Source organism: Nocardia donostiensis (assembly GCF_002081715.1).
Taxonomy (GTDB): Bacteria; Actinomycetota; Actinomycetes; order Mycobacteriales; family Mycobacteriaceae; genus Nocardia; species Nocardia donostiensis.
This window is the reverse complement of record NZ_MUKP01000001.1, coordinates 270362-293054: the sequence shown is the minus strand read 5'-3', so window position 1 is coordinate 293054 and position 22693 is coordinate 270362. Positions and strand designations below refer to the sequence as shown.

General features: G+C 64.5%; 24 protein-coding genes. 16 read left to right on the top strand and 8 right to left on the bottom strand.

The features are described from left to right. Nucleotides 1–150 precede the first annotated feature (150 nt). The 7 genes from hutU (at nt 151) to hutG (ending at nt 9099) form a co-directional block, all read left to right on the top strand. Nucleotides 151–1827 carry a urocanate hydratase gene (gene hutU / locus B0T44_RS01440; protein ID WP_077118201.1) on the top strand — a complete coding sequence of 559 codons (1677 nt, stop codon included), beginning with the start codon at nt 151–153 and terminating at the stop codon, nt 1825–1827. Between the two features lie 265 nt (nt 1828–2092). Then, a complete protein-coding gene (locus B0T44_RS01435) occupies nt 2093–3256 on the top strand; it encodes an acyl-CoA dehydrogenase family protein (protein WP_077118203.1) in 1164 nt (387 codons plus the stop codon). A gap of 16 nt (nt 3257–3272) precedes the next feature. Next, on the top strand, nt 3273–4427 hold the full coding sequence (locus B0T44_RS01430) for a CaiB/BaiF CoA transferase family protein (protein ID WP_077118205.1): 1155 nt from the start codon (nt 3273–3275) through the stop codon (nt 4425–4427). 53 nt (nt 4428–4480) lie between these two features. Then, complete coding sequence (locus B0T44_RS01425; RefSeq protein ID WP_077118208.1) at nt 4481–5158, top strand: IclR family transcriptional regulator; 678 nt, start codon at nt 4481–4483, stop codon at nt 5156–5158. A gap of 291 nt (nt 5159–5449) precedes the next feature. Beyond that, on the top strand, nt 5450–6886 hold the full coding sequence (locus B0T44_RS01420; protein ID WP_077118210.1) for a purine-cytosine permease family protein: 1437 nt from the start codon (nt 5450–5452) through the stop codon (nt 6884–6886). A gap of 45 nt (nt 6887–6931) precedes the next feature. Continuing rightward, a complete protein-coding gene (gene hutI / locus B0T44_RS01415; protein WP_077118212.1) occupies nt 6932–8134 on the top strand; it encodes an imidazolonepropionase in 1203 nt (400 codons plus the stop codon). Continuing rightward, entirely contained in the window at nt 8131–9099 is a 969-nt protein-coding gene (gene hutG / locus B0T44_RS01410) for a formimidoylglutamase (RefSeq protein ID WP_077118213.1), read from the top strand. The genes hutI and hutG overlap by 4 nt, the downstream gene beginning before the upstream one ends. 24 nt (nt 9100–9123) lie before the next feature. Here the strand turns inward: hutG and B0T44_RS01405 are convergent, their stop codons facing one another. Both B0T44_RS01405 and B0T44_RS01400 read right to left on the bottom strand, forming a co-directional pair. Then, nucleotides 9124–9771, bottom strand: coding sequence for an ankyrin repeat domain-containing protein (locus B0T44_RS01405; protein ID WP_077118216.1), 648 nt, complete (start codon nt 9769–9771; stop codon nt 9124–9126). Nucleotides 9772–9784: 13 nt separating this feature from the next. Continuing rightward, nucleotides 9785–10939 (bottom strand): Tle-like phospholipase domain-containing protein, encoded by a 1155-nt coding sequence (locus tag B0T44_RS01400; protein ID WP_077118218.1) that lies wholly within the window; start codon nt 10937–10939, stop codon nt 9785–9787. 380 nt (nt 10940–11319) lie between these two features. On the opposite strand from B0T44_RS01400, the gene B0T44_RS01395 reads away from it, so the two are divergent. Both B0T44_RS01395 and B0T44_RS01390 read left to right on the top strand, forming a co-directional pair. Next, nucleotides 11320–12201 (top strand): helix-turn-helix domain-containing protein, encoded by an 882-nt coding sequence (locus B0T44_RS01395; protein ID WP_077118220.1) that lies wholly within the window; start codon nt 11320–11322, stop codon nt 12199–12201. Further along, complete coding sequence (locus B0T44_RS01390; RefSeq protein ID WP_077118222.1) at nt 12198–12404, top strand: DUF397 domain-containing protein; 207 nt, start codon at nt 12198–12200, stop codon at nt 12402–12404. Before B0T44_RS01395 ends, B0T44_RS01390 begins: the two co-directional genes overlap by 4 nt. A 163-nt stretch (nt 12405–12567) precedes the next feature. On the opposite strand, the gene B0T44_RS01385 is transcribed toward B0T44_RS01390, so the two are convergent. Both B0T44_RS01385 and B0T44_RS01380 read right to left on the bottom strand, forming a co-directional pair. After that, nucleotides 12568–12951: a hypothetical protein gene (locus B0T44_RS01385; RefSeq protein ID WP_438269005.1), complete on the bottom strand. Its 384-nt coding sequence runs from the start codon at nt 12949–12951 to the stop codon at nt 12568–12570. Between the two features lie 12 nt (nt 12952–12963). Further along, nucleotides 12964–13599 carry a DUF3558 domain-containing protein gene (locus B0T44_RS01380; protein WP_077118224.1) on the bottom strand — a complete coding sequence of 212 codons (636 nt, stop codon included), beginning with the start codon at nt 13597–13599 and terminating at the stop codon, nt 12964–12966. A gap of 149 nt (nt 13600–13748) precedes the next feature. Here B0T44_RS01380 and B0T44_RS01375 point away from each other — a divergent pair, with 149 nt between their 5' ends. Continuing rightward, nucleotides 13749–14705: a NaeI family type II restriction endonuclease gene (locus tag B0T44_RS01375; protein WP_139347881.1), complete on the top strand. Its 957-nt coding sequence runs from the start codon at nt 13749–13751 to the stop codon at nt 14703–14705. On the opposite strand, the gene B0T44_RS01370 is transcribed toward B0T44_RS01375, so the two are convergent. Then, complete coding sequence (locus B0T44_RS01370; protein WP_245839241.1) at nt 14699–15871, bottom strand: DNA cytosine methyltransferase; 1173 nt, start codon at nt 15869–15871, stop codon at nt 14699–14701. The two genes, B0T44_RS01375 and B0T44_RS01370, sit on opposite strands and share 7 nt — an antisense overlap. A 159-nt stretch (nt 15872–16030) precedes the next feature. Here B0T44_RS01370 and B0T44_RS01365 point away from each other — a divergent pair, with 159 nt between their 5' ends. The 4 genes from B0T44_RS01365 (at nt 16031) to B0T44_RS01350 (ending at nt 18949) form a co-directional block, all read left to right on the top strand. Beyond that, complete coding sequence (locus B0T44_RS01365) at nt 16031–16234, top strand: hypothetical protein (RefSeq protein ID WP_077118226.1); 204 nt, start codon at nt 16031–16033, stop codon at nt 16232–16234. A 155-nt stretch (nt 16235–16389) separates the two neighbouring features. Continuing rightward, a complete protein-coding gene (locus B0T44_RS01360; RefSeq protein ID WP_139347882.1) occupies nt 16390–17202 on the top strand; it encodes a hypothetical protein in 813 nt (270 codons plus the stop codon). 152 nt (nt 17203–17354) lie between these two features. Beyond that, nucleotides 17355–17813 (top strand): YybH family protein, encoded by a 459-nt coding sequence (locus B0T44_RS01355; protein WP_217697517.1) that lies wholly within the window; start codon nt 17355–17357, stop codon nt 17811–17813. Between the two features lie 287 nt (nt 17814–18100). Next, entirely contained in the window at nt 18101–18949 is an 849-nt protein-coding gene (locus B0T44_RS01350) for a hypothetical protein (protein ID WP_139347883.1), read from the top strand. Between the two features lie 33 nt (nt 18950–18982). On the opposite strand, the gene B0T44_RS01345 is transcribed toward B0T44_RS01350, so the two are convergent. After that, complete coding sequence (locus B0T44_RS01345; RefSeq protein ID WP_077118234.1) at nt 18983–20203, bottom strand: L,D-transpeptidase; 1221 nt, start codon at nt 20201–20203, stop codon at nt 18983–18985. Nucleotides 20204–20279: 76 nt separating this feature from the next. Here B0T44_RS01345 and B0T44_RS01340 point away from each other — a divergent pair, with 76 nt between their 5' ends. After that, nucleotides 20280–20684: a DUF1330 domain-containing protein gene (locus tag B0T44_RS01340; RefSeq protein ID WP_245839239.1), complete on the top strand. Its 405-nt coding sequence runs from the start codon at nt 20280–20282 to the stop codon at nt 20682–20684. 86 nt (nt 20685–20770) lie between these two features. Beyond that, nucleotides 20771–21178, top strand: coding sequence for a four-helix bundle copper-binding protein (locus B0T44_RS01335; protein ID WP_077118236.1), 408 nt, complete (start codon nt 20771–20773; stop codon nt 21176–21178). Nucleotides 21179–21220: 42 nt separating this feature from the next. Here the strand turns inward: B0T44_RS01335 and B0T44_RS01330 are convergent, their stop codons facing one another. Continuing rightward, complete coding sequence (locus B0T44_RS01330) at nt 21221–21439, bottom strand: hypothetical protein (RefSeq protein WP_077118524.1); 219 nt, start codon at nt 21437–21439, stop codon at nt 21221–21223. Between the two features lie 76 nt (nt 21440–21515). Beyond that, a complete protein-coding gene (locus B0T44_RS01325; protein ID WP_245839254.1) occupies nt 21516–22655 on the bottom strand; it encodes a UDP-N-acetylmuramate dehydrogenase in 1140 nt (379 codons plus the stop codon). Nucleotides 22656–22693: the final 38 nt, after the last annotated feature.

Here is a 22693-nt window from a genome sequence, read left to right as displayed (position 1 = left end):
TCTCGCGCTCGTCGTCGTGTCCATTCGACTGATCGAACCTCGACGGGTGGAGGGCGACGCTGGAGCGCGCCTTGACATGAGCTTGTATAGACAGGAATATACAAGACATCGTTACAGAGCGTGAGCCAGCGCACAACAGCGAGGAGCACTATGGACATCACCTCCCCCGGCCACGAAGCCCGACCCGTGCGGGCCCCGCGCGGCAGCGACCTGAACACCCTCGGGTGGCAACAGGAGGGCGCGCTGCGAATGCTGATGAACAACCTCGATCCCGACGTCGCAGAGCACCCCGACAACCTGGTTGTCTACGGCGGCACCGGCCGAGCCGCCCGCAGCTGGGCCGCGTTCGACGCCATGGTCGCCACGCTGAAGACCTTGCAGAACGACGAGACCATGCTCGTCCAGTCCGGTAAGCCGGTCGGCGTCTTCCGCACCAGCGAATGGGCGCCGCGCGTGCTCATCGCGAACTCCAACCTGGTCGGCGATTGGGCCAACTGGGAAGAGTTCCGCCGCCTCGAGGATCTCGGCCTCACTATGTACGGCCAGATGACCGCGGGGTCGTGGATCTACATCGGCACCCAGGGCATTCTGCAGGGAACATACGAGACCTTCGGCGCCATCGCCCGCAAACGCTTCGGTGGCAGCCTCGCAGGCACCATCACCCTCACGGCCGGGCTGGGCGGTATGGGCGGCGCGCAGCCGCTCGCGGTGACCATGAACGAGGGCGTCGCCATCTGCGTCGACTGTGACGTCACCCGGATCGACCGCCGTATTGCGCACAAATACCTCGACACCAAGGCCGACGACCTCGAGCACGCGCTGCGGCTCGCGATCGAGGCCCGCGACGCGAAGCGCCCCCTGTCGATCGGCGTCGAGGGTAACGCCGCCGAGATCTTCCCCGCGCTACTGCAGATGGACGCGCCGATCGATATCGTCACCGACCAGACCTCGGCCCACGATCCGCTGTCCTATCTCCCCCTCGGTATCGATTTCGGCGATATGAAGACGATGGCCGAGAAGGACCCGGCCGAGTTCACCGAGAACTCACGCAAGTCCATGGCCGCACATGTCGCAGCCATGGTGGGTTTCCTCGACAAGGGCGCCGAGGTCTTCGACTACGGCAACTCGATCCGCGACGAGGCCCGCAAGGCCGGTTTCGACCGAGCCTTCGACTTCCCCGGCTTCGTCCCGGCCTATATCCGCCCGCTGTTCGAGGAGGGGCTCGGCCCGTTCCGCTGGGCCGCCCTGTCCGGTGATCCCAAAGATATCGCCGCCACCGACAAGGCGATCCTGGAACTGTTCCCGGAGAACGAGCACCTGCGGCGGTGGATCGAGATGGCGGGCGAGAAGGTTGCTTTCGAGGGTCTGCCTGCCCGCATCTGCTGGCTCGGTTACGGCGAACGCCATCTCGCGGGCCTGAAGTTCAACGAGATGGTCGCCAGCGGCGAACTGTCCGCGCCGATCGCGATCGGTCGTGACCATCTCGACTCCGGTTCCGTCGCATCCCCCTACCGCGAAACCGAGTCGATGATCGACGGCTCCGATGCGATCGCCGACTGGCCGCTGCTCAACGCCCTCGTCAACACGGCCTCGGGTGCGTCGTGGGTGTCGATCCATCACGGCGGCGGTGTCGGCATGGGCCGGTCTATCCACGCAGGCCAGGTGTGCATCGCCGACGGCACCGAACTGGCGGCCGCGAAGATCGAGGCCGTGCTCACGAACGATCCCGGTATGGGTGTGATCCGGCATGTCGATGCCGGTTACGACCATGCGATCGAGACCGCGCGCACCCGTGGCGTGCGGGTCCCGATGATCGAGAACAACTGATCCCCGTACCCGTATACCGCTCACGCCGGAGCGCGTGAGTTCCGCCTGCCCGGTCACCCGGCACGCCGGGCGGGTGTCGAGCGGCAGCGCACAGGCCGTCCACCTGTGCGCTGCCGCTCGTTGTCGTTTCCGGGCCCGGCAGCGGGCGAACTGCCCCTGGACAAACCCCACCGGTCTGCGCCATAGTCGTCGTGTGCCACCTAGTGGCAATTGACTTTCACTAAATGAAATTCAGCGGCTTCCCGCTCGTTCCACAGGAGTCCCCGTGACCACCCAGACGCTCGACGCCACCCTCGACCTCACCGAATTCCGCAGCACCGTCCGCGCGTTCGCCAACGCCGAGATCCTTCCGGGAGCCGCGGAACGCGACGAGTCAACGGAGTTTCCCGCCCGCCTTGTCCGCCGCCTCGCCGAGCAGGATCTGATGGGCATCTCGGTCCCCGAGGAATTCGGCGGGCTCGGGCTGTCGACACGTACCCAGCTCGTCGCCATCGAGGAGGTCGCGCGCGCCGACGCGGCCCTGGCGTCGATCTACACCGCCCACTACCTCGGGCTGGAGCCCATCCTGGTGGGCGGCACCGAGGAACAGCAGCGCCGCTGGCTGCCGCAGCTCGCATCCGGCGAGGTCCTGGCCGGTTTCGCGCTCACCGAACCCGATGCGGGCTCCGATATCGCCTCGATGCGCACCGTCGCCCGGCGCGAAGACGACGGCTGGCATCTGACCGGCGCCAAAACCTTCATCTCCAACGCCCGCGAGGCGGACCTCGTCGTGCTGTTCGCCAAAACCGACCCCGGCGCCGGTTTCCGCGGTATCACGGCCTTCGCCCTCCCCAAGGGCACACCCGGAGTCACCTATTCGGAGCCGCAGGACAAGATGGGCATCCGCTCGGCGCCCACCTACACGGTGTTCCTCGACGACGTGGTGCTACCGCACGACGCCGTGATCGGCATCGAGGGACGCGGCGGCAATATCGCCCTCACCGCCCTCAATCGCGCCCGTATCGACGTCGCGGCCATGGCGAACGGCATCGCCCTTCGCGCCTGGGAACTCGGGCGCGAGTACGCCGCCGAACGCAAACAGTTCGGGCAGCCGATCGCCGAGTTCCAGGCAATCGGGCTGCTGCTGGGGGAATGCGACGCCGAACTGGTGTCCTCGCGGGTCACCGCGGACTGGGCGGCGGACGTCAAAGACGCAGGCCGCGACCTGCGGCGCGCGGCCTCGATCTCGAAATATGTGGCGACCGAGGCCTGCTTCTCGGTCGTCGACCGGGTCGTGCAGATCCACGGCGGCGCGGGGTTCATGCGTGAATCCGAGATCGAGCGGCTCTACCGCGACTGCCGGATCCTGCGCATCTTCGAGGGCACCTCGCAGATCCAGCTGCTGACCATCGCAGGCAATGCACCGTCGGTCCGTTCCATCGACTACTGAGGATCGAGGTACTGCGATGACCACCCCTGCCCTGCCCCCGCTCGACGGCATCCGCGTCGTCGACCTCTCTCGCGTCCTCGCGGGACCGTTCTGCACGGCGCTACTCGCCGATGCGGGCGCCGACGTCGTCAAGATCGAATCGAAGGCCGGTGAGGACTCCAGGCACCTCGGGCCCTTCCGCGACGGCGAAAGCATCTACTTCAACGTCCTCAATCGCGGCAAGCGCTCCATCGCGCTCGATCTGAAAGACCCGGAGGACCGGGAGACGCTGCTGCGGTTGATCGCCGATGCCGACGTCGTGGTGGAGAACTTCCGGCCCGGTGTCACAACGCGGCTCGGTATCGACTACGCGGCGGCCTCGGCCCGCAATCCGCGCCTCGTCTACGCCTCGATCTCCGGGTTCGGCCAGCACGGCCCGATGTCGGGTGCGGCCGCCTACGACCTCGTGGTGCAGGCCCTGTCCGGGGTCATGAGCATCACCGGCACCGAGGACTCCGGACCAACGCGGCTGGGTGAGTCGTTCGGGGACACCGTCGCAGGCCTGTTCGCGGCGTGGGGTATCAGCACGGCGCTGCTCGCGGCCCGCAACACCGGTCGGGGACAGCATCTGGATGTGGCCATGTTCGACAGCATGCTCGCGATGCTGCCCACCGCGCACAGCCAACTCCAGGCCACCGGTGTGACGCCGGCGCGCGTCGGCAACCGGCATCCTGTATCCACGCCGTTCGACACCTACCGCGCCGATGACGGCCTGTTCGTGCTCGCGGTCGCCAGCCAGAAGGGGTTCGAGACGTTGGCGCGGACCATGGGCCGGGCCGAGCTGATCACCGATCCGCGGTTCACCGACGACACCCTGCGCACCCGGAACGAACCCGCCCTGCGTAAGGAAATCGAATCCTGGGCCGCAGGCCGCACTGTCGCGCAGGTCTTGGAAGTTCTCGACGGCGCCGGTCTGGCCGGATCCGAGGTGTGGAGCGTCGAGCAGGCGCTCGGGTCGGCGCAGGCGCGCCACCGCGGCGTCATAGCGTCGTTCGATCATCCGGCGGCGGGCACCGTGTCCTACGTCCGCCAGCCGGTGGTGTTCGGCGGCAGCGACCGGCCTGCGGTGCGGCGGAGTCCGCTTCTCGACGAACACCACGACGAGATCCTCGCCGAAGCCCGCCCGCGATAGATTCAGCGCACGGTCGACCGACGTGTCGACACCCCTCGGCATGGGAGTAGAGCATGGCGCCCGGCGATGTGACGCGCAGTGTGAGCCGCACCTTCGAGCTGCTCGGCGCGATCACCGAGCACGGCGGTCTGACGCTCGCCGACGCGGCGAAGACCACCGGTCTCGCGACGAGCACGGCGCTGCGATTGATCCGCAGCCTCGAACAGACGGAGTTCGTGCTACGCGGCGAGGACAACGTCTACCGGGTCGGCCCTCGCCTTCTCCAGATCGGCGCGCGGGCTATCGCCGACAATCAACTGCTGCTGCGCGCGCAGCCTGCGATGACCGAGATCGCCGAGACCACCCGGGAGTCGACCTATCTGTCGGCTCCCGGGCCGCGGGGCACCGCCCTGTATCTGGGGCAGATCGAAGGAACCCACGCGATCCGGCATATGGGGTGGGTGGGGCAAACCGTTCCCCTCGATGGGACCGCGGTGGGTGCCGCGTTGCTCGGGAAGGTGGGTGCGCACGGGTATGCCGTCGCGCACGACACGATCGAGGATCATTCGACGGGTGTGGCGGCGCCGATCTACGACGCGGTCGGACGGATCGTCGGCGCGCTGAGCGTTGTCGGGCCCACCTTCCGGCTCGACGACGACGTCTGCGCGCGGCACGGGCGGGTCCTCGTCGAGCATTGCGCGCGGCTGTCGACCGAGTTGGGGCGGACCGCCGCCGGCGACCGCCCCTACTGAAGCCGGGCGACTGTTACCCGACGGGCCGCATTATTCTGCGGAAACGGCGTGAGACTTTTCGTCGGTCCTGGCACGAAGGTGATCCGGAGGGCGCCCTGCCGCGAGGCTCCGGCCTGGTCTTCTGCGCGTTGACCAGGCGAAACACAGCTCGATATTGACAGTCCTGTATATACAGGCCTATACATGTTCCGGTAGGGCGTGACTCAGCGCACAAAATACGAAGAAGGTGGCCATCCCCGCCCGAAGCCGACCCCGCCGCCCGGTGCGGTCGCCGCAGAAAGAGCAGGCCTAATGACACACGACGGCACATCCGAGGTGCTCCTCACCCCGGAACGACGCACCATCGACGTCGTCCCCGACAGCGAGCGCCACGGCACCCCCCGAAGCCAGTTCACCCTGTGGTTCGGCGCCAATATGCAGATCACCGCCATCGTCGACGGCGCCCTTGCCGTCGTTTTCGGCGCCGACGCCCTGTGGGCCATCGTCGGCCTGTTCATCGGCAATATCTTCGGCGGCGCGGTGATGGCGCTGCACTCCGCCCAAGGCCCGCGGATGGGTCTGCCGCAGATGATCTCCAGCCGGGCCCAGTTCGGCGTCAAGGGCGCGGTCGTACCGCTCGTACTCGTGGTCCTGATGTACCTCGGGTTCGCCGCCACCGGCACCGTCCTGGCCGGTCAAGCGGTGAACAAGGTGCTCGGCATCGACAATGCCGCGGTCGGCATCGTGATCTTCGGGTTGCTCACGGCGTTCGTCGCCGTCACCGGCTACAAGCTCATCCACGTCGTCGGCCGGATCGCCACCGTGGTCGGCGTTATCGGCTTCACCTACCTGGCCATCCGGTTCTTCCTCGATTACCACGTCGCCGAGTACGTCGGCGTCATCGACTTCGATGTGGTGACCTTCCTGCTGGCGATCTCCCTCGGCGCAGGCTGGCAGCTCACCTTCGGCCCATACGTGGCCGACTACTCCCGCTACCTACCCCGCGAGACCAGCGAGCGCACCACGTTCTGGTCGACCTTCCTCGGCAGCGTCATCGGGTCGCAGTGGTCGATGACCTTCGGCGCGCTGGTCGCCGCTGTCGCCGGCGACGCTTTCCTCGGCAATCAGGTCGGGTTCATGGGTGACCTCGCAGGCCCCGCGATCATCGCCTTCCTGATCTACCTGGTCATCGTGGTCGGCAAGCTGACCATCAATGTCCTCAATGCGTACGGCGGGTTCATGTCGATCCTCACCACCGTCACCGCATTCGACGGCCGCTCGCAGATCTCCACCACCGCCCGCACCCTGTACATCCTCGGTTTCACGATCGTCTCGATGTTCATCGCGATCGCGGCCAGCGCGGACTTCCTCGACAACTTCAAGAACTTCGTCCTGATGCTGCTCATGGTGTTCACGCCGTGGAGTGCGATCAACCTGATCGACTACTACCTGATCTCGAAGGAACGCGTCGACATCCCGGCGCTCTACGATGCAGGCGGACGCTACGGAGCATGGAACATCCCGGCCCTGATCTGCTACGGCCTCGGTGTGCTCGCCCAGATCCCGTTCCTGGCACAGAAGCTGTATACCGGCCCGATCACCGAGATGCTCGGCGGCGCGGACATCTCGTGGATCGTCGGCATCGTATTCACCGGAGCGATCTACTACCCGATAGCCAAGCGCACGAACAATCCGCCCGCCACGATGATCTACCCCGCTCACACCGGAATGGTCGGCAGCCGGGTCTGAATTCCCACCCACTGCCCCTACCGACACGCAGCAAGGAGCCCGTACGTGACCACGACCGGTCCCCGCACCACCGCACTGACCAATATCGGCACCCTCGTCACCAACGATCCCGGCCTTGGCGAAGGGATGCTTGGGCTCCGGCACGACGCGGCGGTCGTCTTCGAAGACGGCGTGGTGGCCTGGGTCGGCGACGCGCGCGACGCCCCCGCAGCAGACACCGCACACGACCTCGGCGGGCGTACGGTGCTGCCCGGGTTCGTCGAGAGTCATTCGCATCTGGTCTTCGCCGGGGACCGCGCCGCGGAGTTCGCGGCACGCATGTCGGGCGAAAAGTACGGGGCGGGCGGAATCCGCACCACCATCGAAGCCACCCGCGCGGCGACCGACGATCAGCTCGCCGACAATGTCCGGCGGCTGATGAACGAGTCGCTACGTTCGGGCAGCACCACCGTCGAATGCAAAACCGGCTACGGGCAGCGCACCCGGGACGAACTGCGCAGCGCAGAAATAGCCGGGCAATTCACCGACGAGGTGACCCTGCTGGCCGCGCACGTGCCGCCACCCGAGTACGCAGGCCGGGCCGACGACTATGTGGCGATGGTGTGCGACGAGATGATCGACGCGTGCGCCCCGCACGCCAAGTGGATCGACGTGTTCTGCGAGCGGGGAGCGTTCAACCGCGAGCAGGCCCACGCCGTGCTGAACGCGGGTGTGGCGCGGGGCCTGATCCCCCGCGTGCACGGCAACCAACTCGGCGAAGGCCCCGGCGTGCGGCTGGCCGTGGAGATGGGCGCGGCCTCCGTCGACCACGTCACATACGTGACGCGCGCCGACATCGACGCGCTCGCGGGCAGTTCGACCGTGGCCACGCTGCTGCCCGGCGCCGACTTCTGCACCCGCAACAAATACCCCGACGCGCGCGCCCTGCTCGACGCGGGCGTCACGGTCGCCCTCGGCGCCGACTGCAACCCGGGCACCAGCTACACCACCAGCCTTCCCTTCTGCATCGCGATCGCGGTCCGCGATATGCATATGACGCCCGACGAGGCCGTCTGGGCGGCGACCGCGGGCGGCGCCGCGGCCCTGCGCCGTACCGACGTGGGCACCCTCGGTATCGGTGCCCGAGCCGACGCCGTTGCGCTCGACGCACCCACCCACCTGCATCTCGCCTACCGGCCCGGGGTGCCGCTGGTCGGGGGCGTATGGAAGGACGGCGTGCGGTGCACCCCCGAAACGGAGACGGTATGAGCTACGAGATCGAAGTGGACACCCCACCACAGCCCTGGAGCGGCCGCACCGACGGGCCAGGCGATGAGCATCTGCGCTGGCATCACGCGATCACCCCGTACACCCCGGAACCCGGCAGCGGCAGCGTCCTCATCGGATTCGCCAGCGACGAAGGTGTCGCCCGCAACAAAGGCAGGCGCGGCGCCGCCGCAGGCCCCGCCGCGCTCCGGGCGGCACTGGCCTCCATGGCGCTGGATCAGCGGATACCGCTCTCGGATGCGGGCACCGTCACCGTCGGCACGGAACTAGAGGCCGGGCAAGCCGCGCTCGGCCGCGCCGTCACCGCTGCTCTCGATGCGGGTCGGCTCCCGATCGTTCTCGGCGGAGGACACGAGGTCGCCTTCGGCACCTATCAGGGGGTGGCCGCATCCCGGTTGCGGCAACGTTTCCCGCGCCTGGGCATCCTCAATCTCGACGCCCACTTCGACCTGCGCGGCGACCCGATTCCCAGCTCCGGAACCCCATTCCGGCAGCTGGCCGAGAAAGAGACGGACGCGGGAACGAGCTACCGCTACTCCGTGCTCGGCATCAGCCAACCGAGCAACACCACCGCTCTCTTCGACACCGCCCACCGTCTCGGCGTGCGCTACCTCCCCGACGATCGTTGCGGCATCGCCGACCGCGCCGAAGTCGACCGGTTCGTCGACGATTTCCTCGACGACGTCGATCTCGTCTACCTCACCATCGATCTCGATGTGCTACCGGCAGCCGTCGCCCCCGGTGTCAGCGCACCGGCCGCCTATGGGGTACCGGTCGAAACCATCCAACGCGTCTGCGATCGGGTGAGCACCAGCGGCAAACTGGCGGTCGCCGATATCGCCGAACTCAACCCGGAACTCGATATCGACAACCGCACCGCACGCACCGGGGCCAGACTGATACACCGCATCGCCACCTCCCATGTACCGCTGGGGGTACCGATCTGAGAGGAGGAACGACCGTTGTGGCGTTCACCCGTCCTCGACGGGGACGTCGTGTTCCTCCAGCCAGGCGATGATCCGCTCGATTTCTGCTCGCACGGATGCCGGTTGCAGCATGGCCGGGGTCATGAACAGGTAGCGCTGGAAGGTGACGCCCTGCGCGTTGCTTGCTGTGGGGTCGGCGCCCGCCTCCAGCAGGGCCAGCACGATGGCGTGTTGGTCGAGTTGCGCGGCGGTGTGCAGCGGCAGCTCGCCGGTCCGGTCGGCGCTGTTCGGGTTCGCGGCGGCACCGAGTAGGAGGTGGGTGTTCGCGTCCCGTTGCCGCAATACCGCTTCCAGGAGCGGGGTTCGGCCGGTGCGCGGGTTCGGCGCATTCGGGTCGGCGTGCCGGGTGAGTAGGGCCGTGAGGCATGCGGGGTCGTCGATTGTCGCCGCGTAGTGCACCGGGGTGTCGCCGTCGTTGTCGGGTCGGTGCGGGTCGGCGCCTGCGTCGAGCAGCACGAGGCAGGCTTGGTCGGCTCGGTTCACTACCGCCCAGTGCAGCAGCGTGATCCCTTCGTCGCCGGTGGCGTTCGGGTCGGTGCCTGCGGCGAGCGCGCGGCCGAGGCGGCTATCGTCGTGCGCCGCGATCGCCGTCGCGCAATCCTGGGCGGCGGTGCCGTCGAACGGTGTGGCCATTGCGGGTCCTTCCTCAGCCGTCGGGCGGTGGTTTCGACCAAGGCCGTGTGTCCTCTAGTGCCCGCTGAACACCGGTCATCCTGTGCAGTTCCAACGCACGAGAAAATCGTCCGCTGTACTCCTCCGGCGAAAACGGGTCGGGCAGGTCTATTCTCGCGCCGAGGGCGGGTTGTACGCGCGCCAGCCCGCCTGCGGTGACCGTTGCCCCGGCCGAACCGCCGATCGCCGCGCCGACGACACCACCGATCCCACGTCCCGCCACGCTGCCCGTGGCCCGGCCGACCGAGCCACCGACGGCCCCGCCCATCGCGGAGCCGATGAGACCTCCGGCGATTCCGCCGATCGTCGAGCGGCGGGCGCGGTGGGCCTCCTGAATTCCGGTCAGCGGATCGCCCGCCACGATGTAGTTGCGCACATTCCCGGCGGCCGCGTACTTCCTGGCGTTCTCGGGTTCCAATCCGAGACCGCGGATGGTTCGGTCCGTTAGTCCGGCCGCGTTGAACGTCACTGCGGGCGCACCCGATTTCAGTGCCGCGGTGGCGGCCAGACCGCCGCCGAGAGAATGACCGGTCAGCACCAGCTCATTACCGAATGCGGCACGGACCAGTTTGCCCAGACGGCCTGCCAGCACATACTGCTGCGCCCGAAGCCCCGCCCCCTGATACAGGTTGGCTTTCCAGCTTTTCCAGCTGCGTTCGTCGGTGCCTGCGAAGGCGAGCACGTGACGCCCCTGTTCGTCGCGGTACAGTGCTGCGGTCAGGCCACTGGCCCGATCGTTCAATGCTTCTACCGGTATACCCACTCGCTCCAGTTCGGCTCTGTCGAGGCGGATGAACCCATCTATCCGATCCGTACCAGGCGGGTTGTACACATCGCTCGCCAGCTTCGACAGCGTGGCATCCATCTCGCGTGACTCGCGTGAACGCATTGCCGCGGAGAAGGAGATTCCCCGCGACGCCGGATGCTCGACCCCGTCCCCGACCTGCTTGGTCCGCGCGGCCGTGCCTTCCGCTCCTGGCAGCCGATCGGCGTTCTTCAGGTCCTTTTGCGCCCGCCGCATCTGCCGCGTCACCGCATTGATGCGCTCTCCCACAGCGAACCGCGCATGCTCGAGCGCGCCGACGATTCGTCCCGCCACCTCGGCGAACAGTTTCGCTGGAGGTATCACCGCTGTCTTTCCAACCCGTAATGGCCACCGAAACATCCGTAGTGGCCGTTCGAACTGTAGTGGAACGAGAACAGTTCCCGGGTGGCATCGGCGGCGACCGGCTCCGGGCAAGCATGAGCTGCTGGTCGCCATCGATCAGCTGTTATGAAGTCTTTCGCCTGTATTTCCTGGAACGCTCCGAAATGTCTTGGTAGCTGGTAGTTTTCTCGGCGGGGTTCGCGCGTTGAGCGCATGTCGAGGAAACATCCGCCGGAGTTGAGGCGTGCGCGGAAACGATCAGGTCACGAAAAGTCGAGCAAAGTCCCATAACACCGCCCGCGACAGCCGCCAAGCTCCACCCGAAACGGGCCGCACCGGCCCACCCGAACAGGGGAGGAACCTTGCAGGACAACGGATCAACACTGCCGCGGCGACAACTGGGCCGCTACCTGATGGACTGGCGCACCCGTGCGGGGCTCAGCCAGGTCCGCGCCGCTGAGCTACTTCAAATGGGGTCAAGCAGTTTGCAACGCTTGGAACGAGGACTCAACGGGCGCGTCAAGATTCGCGACGTGGAGGCTGCGTGTGAACTGTACGGGGTGCCGGAGAAGCTGACCGAAGCATTCTGCGGCCTTGCGCAGCAAGCGAATGTGAAGAGTTGGTGGCATGAGTTCGGCGACCTGATCCCAGCCGACTTCGACGTCTACATGGGGTTGGAGGCAGCAGCTCAAACATTCACCTCGTATCACGTCGAGCTGGTGCCAGGGATATTGCAGACACCCGACTACACCCGTGTGCTCGTCCGCGCGGACCACCCCGATGAGTCCGATGCAGATCATGAACGCCGCGTGAGGATGCGGCAGCATCGCCAGCTGATAATCACTCGCCGCAGGCAACCAACGTCGGTGGATCTGGTGCTACACGAAACAGTTTTGCATCGTGTCATTGGCGATGGCAAAGTCATGGCAGGTCAGCTCAGGCACCTGGCCGACATGAGTACGCGCGAGAACATCTCTGTTCGGGTACTGCCCTTTCGCGCTGGACTTCCAGGCGGGGCGGCTTCCGGCCAGTTCGTCATTCTTGGCTTTGGCCAAGAGCAACAACGCGGACCGGTAGAACCACCCGTTGTCTACATAGAAAATCTCGCGGGCAGTCTGTATCTTGAGAAACCCGACAACGTTCGCCGGTACCATGAGGCTCACAAGATGTTCCTGGACGCTGCATTGGATGACGTAGCTTCCAGGACTGTGCTCCGCCAGGTAGCGAAGGGGTTTCTACCGTGAATCTTGATCTTTCCGGTGCAAAGTGGTTCAAGAGCAGCCGAAGCGACGGTTCCAGAGAGTGTGTCGAAGTCGCCTTCCTCGATGCGGGCGTTGTAGGTGTCCGCGACTCGAAGAACCCGACCGGCCCTGCCCTGGTATTCAGCCCGACTGAGTGGGAAGCCTTCACCGCTGGCGTAACACGCGGAGCCTTCCAGCGCTCCTGATCCACGAGCGGCCCCGGGCTCGAGTGGCACGGGGCCGCTTCAGTCTTGGTCTCGCCCAGCTAGGTAGCGAGGAGCACCTGATCGAACATCGGCCTTCGAGCGGGCGGTAGTTCAGGCGGCACCGAAGGCCGACTCATCCGGTCTGCGCGCTGCTCCCGAGTTGCTACTGGTCGGGCCCAGTCTTCGTAATCGCCTGCCCCGTCGACTCATCCACCGCCTGTGCATTGGCGATCGACTTGGCGACGACCTGCTTGATTAATTTGACGGTCTCGATGTGTTCTCTGAGAATTGCGTCGATCGACTGCGGAGTTCCACTCCCTTTCAGGGAGAATTTCTCCTTCAACGCTTGCCCTGAGGGAAAGGGGCCGAAACCATCCACAACCGCAACATCCAGAGAAGCCTCGTAGATCTCCTCCAACTGCGCAAGATAGGTATCGCATGCCTTGTCCAGCCCCTCGCTTACGGCGGGGTCCAAGGTCAACTCCCCTGCATTCGCACTATCCAGTAGCCGCCGCCACTGCTTCGGATCAGCGCCCATGATCTCCACGTCATCCCCCTTCTATTCGGGCAGGTGCACGGCCAGGTCGGTCGCGTGCCGACCAACAACCACACACGGATCTTCCTGCGCACCAATGGAAGCTCGCGCAGTAACAGTAAATATGGCTGTTCCTTGCTGCAATTCGACCGCTAGATGACAGCGGAGGTCCTCAGAGGAGCCAGCTTGGAGGAACTGGACGGCTTGACGAGAGCCGCTGGTCTTCGGACGAAAATCCTTGAAGTCGGTTCTGGCCTGAACATCTGCCAATGACGGCGTGCCAGAGAAGACAGTCAACGAGTACCAGCCTGCCGTCGCTTTCCATTTGCAGACCTTCCACCCCGCATCAGTCCAGTCGACACTGCCGATACCGGCCTCCTCGGACGCAGGAACCATGCCGGTTTCGGTCAACGCAGACTCCGGCAACCCACACGGATCCCACAGCGCTTCCTCACTGCTGCTGGTCTCCGGCGCACTGGTCTCGCCCACCGAAGCCTCTCCACTCGCACTCACCTGCGAAGCCTGCTCCGGCTCAGCCGTCCCCCCGGTCTCCCCACCGCACCCGGCCACCACGAACCCCGCCGCAACCAACACCCCGATCCCCCGCCGAACCCTGGACCTGTAGGACACGCTGCCCCCTTCGCTGTAGTCACCGACCATGGCAGCCTACCCACCCCCCACTCATCGGGCGCCCGAAACAAGTTCCGCGCTGAAAGCCGCTGCCCGCGTTGTAGGAGGGGTGTCTGCTCGGTGAGAGGGCAGCAACGCCTTGCTCTCACGTCGAGCGGCACTCGGGCTACATTCTTTCGGTGAACGAAATAGGGGCACTGTTCAACATGTCCGTGCAGGCAGACGCAACGTCGCTTCAGGCAACTACTACCGATGATGCCGAGTTGGCCGAGGTGGTCGAGTGGTTCCGCGGACAGGAAAACCTAGAGAGGCGATTTGCGGACGTCTTCCGTCAGTCTCTCGACGAGGTTCTGGACGGCCAGCGGACCGGCCGGTTCGATATCGAGGAGCTGAGTAAGACCGAGAAGACCTACCTCGGTACGAAGGTCGAGATTGTTGTCCGCGCCGCATTCGAACTGCCGCCCGGTGATCGCATGGACTACAAGGTGCAAGGCCACGATGTGGACGCGAAATTCTCACTGCGCGGAGACTGGGCGATTCCGCGTGAAGCACTGAACCATATCTGCCTACTACTGCATGCGAACGATCGTAAGCGCATCTTCGATGTCGGGCTTATCCGTATCCGACCCGAGCTACTCAATAAGGGCTCGAACCAGGACGGGAAGAAGACCCTGACCAAGAGCGCCAAAACTTCCATCACCTGGCTGTTCCGAGACGCAGCTTTACCCCCCAATCTCCTGCTCTCGCTACCCATCGCCACCCGAGAGACGATCTTCGGAGCCGGCTCTGGGCAAAAGCGCATCAACGAGTTGCTGCGCCACGTGCGAGGTGTGCTGATCGACCGCAATACTGCAGTCACAGTTGCCATGCAGCAAGATGGGATGAAGCGATGCCGTGACGCACGAAAGGTGTTGAGCCGAGAGGGCATTGCCGTTCTAGGACATCAGAACGACAGCCCGAAAATTGCGCAAGCCCTGGAGCTACCTGTACCCCCAAAGGGGAACTTCATCGCTGTGCGGCTAGTCCGCGTTCCTGATGGCACCAACGACCGCCCCACCGCGCTGATCGCCGGGGACCGGTATGCGGTGACCGAAAGCGACGAACCGACGGCGCCCCTTCCCTCGATTCGCTACTGATGGCTACTGCACAACCGGCAGGGCAGAGACGCAAGCCCCCCGGCCCTGCCTGCTGTGCCGTATAGGTATGGCTTGAGGTGATGCGCGATTGCCTCGGCCAGCATCGGCGGGACCGCATTTCCGATCTGCCGAGCAATCTCGATCTTGCTGCCACACCATCCGAACGAGTCAGCAAAACTTTGCAACCGTGCAGCCTCGAAATGGGTAATCGGACGGTCCACGCTGCGCTTCGGATCGTCACGCTCCCACTGCGGGTGCAGGTACTGCCCCTTTTCCGGCTTATAGAACTCGGTACGGATGGTCAACGACGGCATATCCCACTGCATCCGTCCCATCACGTCAGTGGTACCGGTCTTCTTCTCCCTCCAGCACCGCGATAGGAGGTGATCCGGCAAGTTGAACCGACCGCCGCCGGGCGGAATATGCCGGTACCGATCCAGAGACAGCTGGGTCGGATTGCGGCCGATGTGCAGTTCTGTCGTCTTGAAGACTCCGCGCACCCGCTCACCAAAGACTTGAGCCCAGGAATCGGGTAGCTCCCTGGTGGGAGGCACCTCAGGCAAACCAGCTAACACGTCGCGGGTTGTGTGCCAGGACGGCTGGCCCCCCATAGCGCCCGGCGGGTTGTGGGTGGGCATGGGCAGCGGGATCTTACCGATGCGCGAGCCGATCACAATAGTTCGTTTACGCCGCTGCGGTACACCGAAATCCGCCGCCAACAGGAACCCCGCCTCGAGGTGATACCCCTCGAGCAAGCCGCCCGGTCGTACCTCTGCTTTGAGCAAAGCAAACTCACTCGAAGAGAAGAAGCGGTCCACGTTCTCGATGACGAAGACCTTAGGGCGAGCGTGGCGGACGAAGCGGATGTACTCCTTCCACAGCTTATTACGCGGGTCGTCGACGTTCTTCGACCCGAGGTTGGAGAACCCCTGACATGGTGGGCCCCCGATAATCACGTCGACTTCTGGGATATCCCCGTCTGGGATGTCAGCAATGTCGGCGAAGCGGGTGTGCGACTCCCCGAAGTTCGCCGCATATGTCGCCGCGGCCTCGAAGTTGAACTCCACCGCCATCACCGGCTCGTAGTCTTTCGCCGCCACGAACCCCGAGGTCATACCACCGCAACCTGCGAACAGGTCGATCACCGTCAATGTCCGTGCGTCCACGCCGTGAAACACTAGCCGACCTCTCCGACAACCTGCTGGATTCCCATTTCGGATCCTTGCCAGCGAGCCACGCTCATCGCATCTCCCCAGGTAGTGGGTGGATATCCACCCACGATAGCGCACCCGTCAGTGGATATCCACCTGTGGCATAGTTGAAGGATGCCCAGCCAGCACCGCTACCCCGCCGCGATTTATCGCGCCGACCCTGAGCTGCGACAGCGGGTGAGACTGGCAGTCGAACAGGTTGACTCGAACGTCAACAGCCATATCGTGGCGTTCTTTCGCTGGCTCGTGCACGACACCGACGAGTTCCCGCCACGCCCGAGTGAACCGGTCCCGCAACCCGACTTCGAGACCAGCTGACCTCGAAATCCCCGACCACCCCTCTGCATCAACGACACAACGAAGTGCGCTCGGGATCTACACCCGAGCTGAACGAACGAACTCTGTCAGGGGTCAGGCCTATGGTGTTGCCGTTTTCAGCAAACGAGAGCGAATGTGTGGGTTGAGTGATGCGGATGCCTTCCACTAGCGGCACCGAGGTTGTACAACACTTCACGTCAGAAGGACGAATCGCCAGGAACGCGCTCGAGGTGTGGCAAAGCCGTTCCAACCGGGAACATGTCACCCGCACTGTGCTCTCTCATGTGACGAGTACTCCCTACACCCTTGCCGCCGATGACATCCTCCGTCTGGGGACCTCACACTCCCTCGGCTCGGTCGACCAGCAGGAAGCGCTCGGAGTCGATCTGATCAAGAATTGGTACCCCGACTTCGCGTTCACGCATCTCTTCCACCTCATGCTCGAAGAGCACAAGAGTGTCTTCACATGGGATGAATTCCAAGAATGGGCTCGAGGCGCGGAGGTGAGACAGTGGCTATGGGAACCAGCCCAGGCCAAGGTCGGAGAAGCCCAAGCTCATGGCTTCACCCATGCGCAAGCACGTAATGCGATGCGATGGCGCCTTGGAATCTTCTACTACTCGTTCTTGCGCGAGCTCTACGTCATCGCATCACTACGAGAACACGGGCTCCCGCTCCTCTGTCACCCGCTGGCCGACGCCCTTTTCCGGGTCGACGCATGGTGCGGCAACGTCCTGCTCGAACTCTTCATCGCTAACCGAGAATTCAAAGCAGGCAACTCGGGACGCAAGCTGAAGACCGCATCGTTCTTTACCGATCAACCGCAATTCGTCGTCGTCCCCTTCGAGATGCAGCGACAACGAATCTTCGGCCAAGTCCACCTGCCGGGTCAGGTGCAGATCCAGCGATGCGTCGCGGCAATGCAGCGAGCTCTCGATCAGCAGGGCGGCGGAGCAGTTACTCAGTAGCCCAGGGAGCTGCCCCGACCATGGCAGCCTATCCAGCCCGGCCCGCACCGAACACCCGAAGCGGGTCCCGTAAGCCAGGGCAAGCGGGCGGCAAGTCTTTGCGACTGCTCCACGAGAGCCGAGAAGAGTGGCAATGTTATGCTTTTGGGGTCATGCAGAACATTCATGACGCTCAGCCGAATTCCGGCACCGCTTCCTTTTCGGCCTCTACCTCCGGCGTAACGTCCATGTCGGGAGCCGATATCCATTCGGCGCTTGCAACCCATATCGAACGCTGGGTCGACCTGTTCAACAACGCCGACACCGCCGCGCTGAACGAGCTGTACGAACCAGAAGCGGTACTGGTACCCGCACCTGGCACACCGATGACCGGCCCGAACCGCGCCGCCGCCCTCGATCACCTGCGTAGTTTCGGTGTCCCGCTCCGAGCGCGTCTGCGGCACGCATACCAGGCGGGGGATATCGCCTTGCTCATCGTCGACTGGTCCATATCCGGAACGTCCCCGGACGGGCACACCATCGACCTCACCGGCACCGCCACCGACATAGTCCGCAGGCAAGCAGACGGGAGCTGGCGGTACGTCATCGACAACCCCGCCGGCACCACATAACCGGCCGATACCCAGCTTTGCGCCAAAGCCGTGCCTGCGCGGCATCCATCGCCGGTCCGAGCTCAGGTGAACGAGCCTGGACCGGCGAATCCATACAGCAGGCAGCGGGCGGACGTCGAGAGCGATGCGCTGCCGAAGTGAGTTATAGCGAATCCACGGTGTAATTCCTTGCTGCAGTGTAAAATCCGCCCAGGCCGATCATTCGATCGAACCGTTCGGTTCAGATGGACATCGACGGGTGCCCTGGAGCGGTGGCGGTCCAGCGTTCAAAGGCTTTCCTCATGCGTATGAGTTCTGTTCTTCGTGGGTTGACCACCCGGTTGTCCACAGCGTTCCGTGGCGAAGCAAAAGTGGTCGGCGGCGATATGAGGAAGGTCGCTCGAGTGCGCTCCTCTGCCCGCGCTGTCAAAGCGGCGAGCAACCAGGGCGACCACACTGTTCGGAAGGCGTGGCTGTATACCGGGGCCGTAGCGTTGGCTCCGGCGGCAGTAGCCGGTTACGTCATCTGGCAGGAGCAGGGAGCCGACGACCTCGTCGGGTCCGAGAACGACCAGCCGCCGGTGGAAACGGGACTGGGCGCAGAAGTCGATGAGCTGGCGAATAAATCACCAACTCTGCAGAAGACGCTGCGTGAACTATACGCCGACGGGTGGACCATCGATTACGACGCAGGCGCTTATACCATGGCATCGCAAAAGATAATAGGTATCGACTCGAATTATAAAGACAACCCAGAGGAAGTCATAGCGCAGTTGGCTCATGAGTCCGGTCATGCGTATGACGGCAGGTTCGAATGGGATTACACTCCCCCCGAACCCGGGATGAGCAGAGAAGAATGGGTACAGCAGCATGTGTTCAAGAGATACCAAGATGAAGCGCATAGCGAGCTGCTGTCCGCCAAAGTTTTCCACGAAATACATCAGAACAACGGACCGAATATAGTATCGGGGATGCAGCAGAAATACCCCAACCACTCCGCCGACCTGTATCAGCAGATAGTAGACGGAAAGATTTCCTGGGAAGAAGCCCGTGCAACATTGGCCAGAGAACTCGAGGCAGACGGGAACCGGTGGCCTAAGATGAGAGAATCCACCGAAAAATTTTACGACGATATATTTTCCAACTGGTCGCATTAGGCACACTGCGGCATCGCGGTACGTGTGTGCCGATCACCGCACTCCCGCAGGCTGGGGCGGCAGCGGCGTAGCCGAAACCGCGGGAGCCGGTTCGTCCGCCAGCGCCGACATGCCGCGCCAGGTGTTCCAGTCGATGGTCCAGTCGTAGAGGTGACCATCGGCAGCCGACAACGGGATCGAGGTCCCGGTGACTTCTACCGGATCGCCGTACAGGGCGGTCGGGAAATACGCTTGCGCATCAGCGGGAGACAAATTGATACAGCCGTTGGTGACGTTGGCTGCACCCTGCGACGACAGCGACGCCGGGTTTGCGTGAATGAATTCACCATTGTTGGAGATGCGAACCGCCCAGCGTTCCCGCACATTCTCGTAATACGGCGGGTTGGACATCATGAAGTCCTCGTATTTCTCGGTCACCACGTGAATACCGGAACGGGTGACATTACGGGCCTCATTGCCCTGGCCGTAACTGACCGGGAAATCGAAGATGGTGACGCCGTCGCGTATCACCTGCATACGATGGCTGGGTGCGTGGGCTTTCACGATCTGACTGCGGCCGATACGGAAATCGCTGGTCAGGTCGGCCGCGCCGTATTCGCCCTCGCCCATGTCGAGGCCGTAGAGCTTTGCGGACATATGCACTTTCGTGCCGGGAACCCAATATTCCTTCGGCCGCCAATGCACGCGGGAACCGTTCTCGTCGGGGAACCACGCCCACGCACCCTCGGTGGGCGGTTCGGTGGTGACGGTGAGCGCCTTCTCGACAGCGGCCTTGTCACGGATCGGCGCATCGAAACGCAGAACGATCGGGGCGGCGATACCGACTTCCTGACCGTCGCCGATATTCACGGTCGCAGCGACCTGGGTTTCCGGGGCGAGCGTGGTGAACGTGCCGTCGATCGGGACCGGTTTGCCGTCGGTGCCGGTCGCGACACCGGTCCAGGTGTATTGGGAGTCGTAGCCGAGAGGCTCGGTAATCCGATAGGTGCGTTTATCCGGCGACATCTCCCCCTGCACCTGCCTGCCATTGGCGTTGGTCAAGGTGATCTGGGTGATGGTGCCCTGCTCGACCGACACCGAAATCGGGTCCACCGGGTTGACCCCCGAATCCCCGGCGCCAGGAGTCATCTCGACCTTCGCGACCGGTGCATCCGGTTCCTCGGGTCCGCTACCGCAGCCTACGACCAACGCCACCACCACGAGCAGCACCGCTGCCACGGCAGCCGACCCACGCACACTCGCTCGTTTACTCACTTCTCCGAATCTACGCGCGCGAAACCGGTGTTCCCGGGATCAGCGCCCGCACCGACGACGTTGTACGCGAATCGATATGCGAGCCAGTCGGTACGGTGATGTCATTACCGGCTCGATCGATCACGAGGACGCTATGCCCGCCTATGTCATCGCCCACCTGCAAGAGGCCGCTCCGCACCCGGATATCGCCGAATACATAGAACGCCTCCCCGGAACCTTCCAACCGCACGGCGGTCGCTACCTCGTCCACGCCACCCAGCACGAGGTGAAGGAGGGCAGCTGGCCTGGGCATGTCGTGATGATCGGCTTTCCAGGTATCGACGAGGCTCGCGCCTGGTGGGACTCCCCCGCCTACCGGGAGATCGCACCGCTTCGCTCCCGGCATATCGAGGGCGACATCATCATGGTCGACGGCGTCCCCGACGGCTATGAACCGACTGCCGCCGCGCAAGCCATGCGGGCGGCGCTTCCTACCGATTAGCACCGGCGCGCATCGCCGCAGGTGTTCGGCGTCGCTCGGCGGGTAAGTCGCAGGTAGCCCACCCCGAGAAGGTTAGGAGCGACCCGATGACCCACGCGGCCGAGATGCTGGAAACCTATCCACTGGATATGAGCGAACCGGCGCGACGCGCCCTGATCCGCTGTATCGAGGAATGTTCCTCCTGCGCGCAAGTGTGCACGGCCTGCGCGGACGCCTGCCTCAGCGAACGAACCGTTCAAGAGCTGGTCGTCTGCATCCGCACCAACCTGGACTGCGCCGACATCTGCGACACCACCGGCCGCGTCCTATCCCGGCACACCGGCTACGACACCCACCTGACCCGCGCCATCCTCGAAGCCTGCGCCGCCTCCTGCCGAGCCTGCCGCGCCGAATGCCGACGCCACGCCGAACAACACGAACACTGCCAAATCTGCGCCGAAGCCTGCCGCCGCTGCGAGGATGCGTGCCGAGAGCTGATCGCCGCCCTTTCCTGACGGCAGTTATGGCCAGATGCGACGCTTGGTGTGCCCAGGCGGTTACTCCTGACTCGGCTCATCGGAGTAATAGACAGTTATCGACGACCACGGACCATCCGCAGTCACGTCGGTGTGCAGAACCAGATCTTGCACCGTGACATCCCCCAGGCTTTCGATCGTGTCGGCAACCGCCCGCAACAATGCCACCACATTTCCCTGGCCGGCCCCAGCCGGGTTCGCTTGGGAGAAGTGGGAAGTCGGGTATTGCGGCTTCGACATAGTGGCCTCGTTCGTCTTCTCATGTCGGATGCCGGCATTTGTCGCCACGTAGCGGGCCGACGCGCTTCGGCGCTCCTTACAGCCGGACTCCGACGGTGACCGGTTCCGGGACCAAGTGGACACCGAACCGTTCTGCTACACCGTCGCGGACGGTGCGGGCGAGGTCGATGATGTCGGCGGCGGACGCTTCGCCTCGGTTGGTGAGAGCGAGGGTGTGTTTGGTCGACAGGCGGGCTGGGGCGGACGGGGCGGGGAAGCCTTTGGCGAAGCCTGCGCGTTCGATGAGCCAACCTGCGGAAAGTTTCACGCCGTCGGGGGCAGGATAGGTGGGGATTGCGACGTCGCCGACGTGTGCTCGGATCGCCGCGAGCACCCGATCGATGTCTGTCTCGGCGACTACCGGGTTGGTGAAGAAAGAGCCCGCGCTCCAGGTGTCGTGGTCGGTGGGGTCGAGGACCATCCCTTTGCGCGCCCGCAGGCCGAGCACTGCGGCACGGACCTGCGCTGCGGGGCGGGATTCGCCCTCCGCGGCGTCGAGAGTGGTCGCGAGTTCGCGGTAACGGAGCGGGGCGCTGGCGCCGGACGGGTCGAGCGTGAACTCGACCGCGAGGACAACCGAGTGAGGGTGCACCTCGTCGGCGTAATCCGCGACCGACGAGCCGGGGGATGCGATCTCGCGTTTGAGCACGCTGGTCCGGTATCCGAACCCCAGTTCGGCTGGTTCCACCCAGCGGACCTGGCCGGTGTTCCGGTCCAGCAGCTGCACCCGCAGCAGCAGTTGAGCGACCTCGACTCCGTACGCGCCGACGTTCTGCACCGGCGTCGCGCCCGCCGACCCGGGAATCCCGGACAGGCATTCCAGCCCGCCGAAACCGGCGTCCACCGTCGCCGCAACCACCCCGTCCCAGTTCGCGCCCGCCTCGGCGACCACACTGTCAGACCCGATCCGCACCTCACTCGTGGCCACCCGCACCACGACGCCGGGCACATCGGCGTCGGCGATCAGCAGGTTCGAGCCGCCCGCGAGCAGCAGCACCGGGACACCGGCGGTGTCGAGGGTGCGCACGGTGGCGATCAGGGTGTCGGTGGTCGTGCATTCAGCGATGGTGGCGGGGCCGCCGACCCGCAGTGTGGTCAGTTCTGCGAGCGGCACGGATTCGCGAATCAGCGCACCCGTTCCGGCCAACAGGTCGCGCAGCTGCTCCGAGGGCACCAACCGAGAAGTTCGCACCCGGAAACGGTAGCGTGTGCGGT

What these genes read in the sequence shown, in the direction of transcription:
- hutU (WP_077118201.1), top strand. Translation starts at nt 151, where the DNA reads ATGGACATCACCTCCCCCGGCCACGAAGCCCGACCCGTGCGGGCCCCG.
- B0T44_RS01430 (WP_077118205.1), top strand. Translation starts at nt 3,273, where the DNA reads ATGACCACCCCTGCCCTGCCCCCGCTCGACGGCATCCGCGTCGTCGAC.
- B0T44_RS01425 (WP_077118208.1), top strand. Translation starts at nt 4,481, where the DNA reads ATGGCGCCCGGCGATGTGACGCGCAGTGTGAGCCGCACCTTCGAGCTG.
- B0T44_RS01420 (WP_077118210.1), top strand. Translation starts at nt 5,450, where the DNA reads ATGACACACGACGGCACATCCGAGGTGCTCCTCACCCCGGAACGACGC.
- hutG (WP_077118213.1), top strand. Translation starts at nt 8,131, where the DNA reads ATGAGCTACGAGATCGAAGTGGACACCCCACCACAGCCCTGGAGCGGC.
- B0T44_RS01405 (WP_077118216.1), bottom strand. Translation starts at nt 9,771, where the DNA reads ATGGCCACACCGTTCGACGGCACCGCCGCCCAGGATTGCGCGACGGCG.
- B0T44_RS01380 (WP_077118224.1), bottom strand. Translation starts at nt 13,599, where the DNA reads ATGGTCGGTGACTACAGCGAAGGGGGCAGCGTGTCCTACAGGTCCAGG.
- B0T44_RS01365 (WP_077118226.1), top strand. Translation starts at nt 16,031, where the DNA reads ATGCCCAGCCAGCACCGCTACCCCGCCGCGATTTATCGCGCCGACCCT.
- B0T44_RS01360 (WP_139347882.1), top strand. Translation starts at nt 16,390, where the DNA reads ATGCCTTCCACTAGCGGCACCGAGGTTGTACAACACTTCACGTCAGAA.
- B0T44_RS01355 (WP_217697517.1), top strand. Translation starts at nt 17,355, where the DNA reads ATGCAGAACATTCATGACGCTCAGCCGAATTCCGGCACCGCTTCCTTT.
- B0T44_RS01350 (WP_139347883.1), top strand. Translation starts at nt 18,101, where the DNA reads ATGAGTTCTGTTCTTCGTGGGTTGACCACCCGGTTGTCCACAGCGTTC.
- B0T44_RS01340 (WP_245839239.1), top strand. Translation starts at nt 20,280, where the DNA reads ATGCGAGCCAGTCGGTACGGTGATGTCATTACCGGCTCGATCGATCAC.
- B0T44_RS01335 (WP_077118236.1), top strand. Translation starts at nt 20,771, where the DNA reads ATGACCCACGCGGCCGAGATGCTGGAAACCTATCCACTGGATATGAGC.
- B0T44_RS01330 (WP_077118524.1), bottom strand. Translation starts at nt 21,439, where the DNA reads ATGTCGAAGCCGCAATACCCGACTTCCCACTTCTCCCAAGCGAACCCG.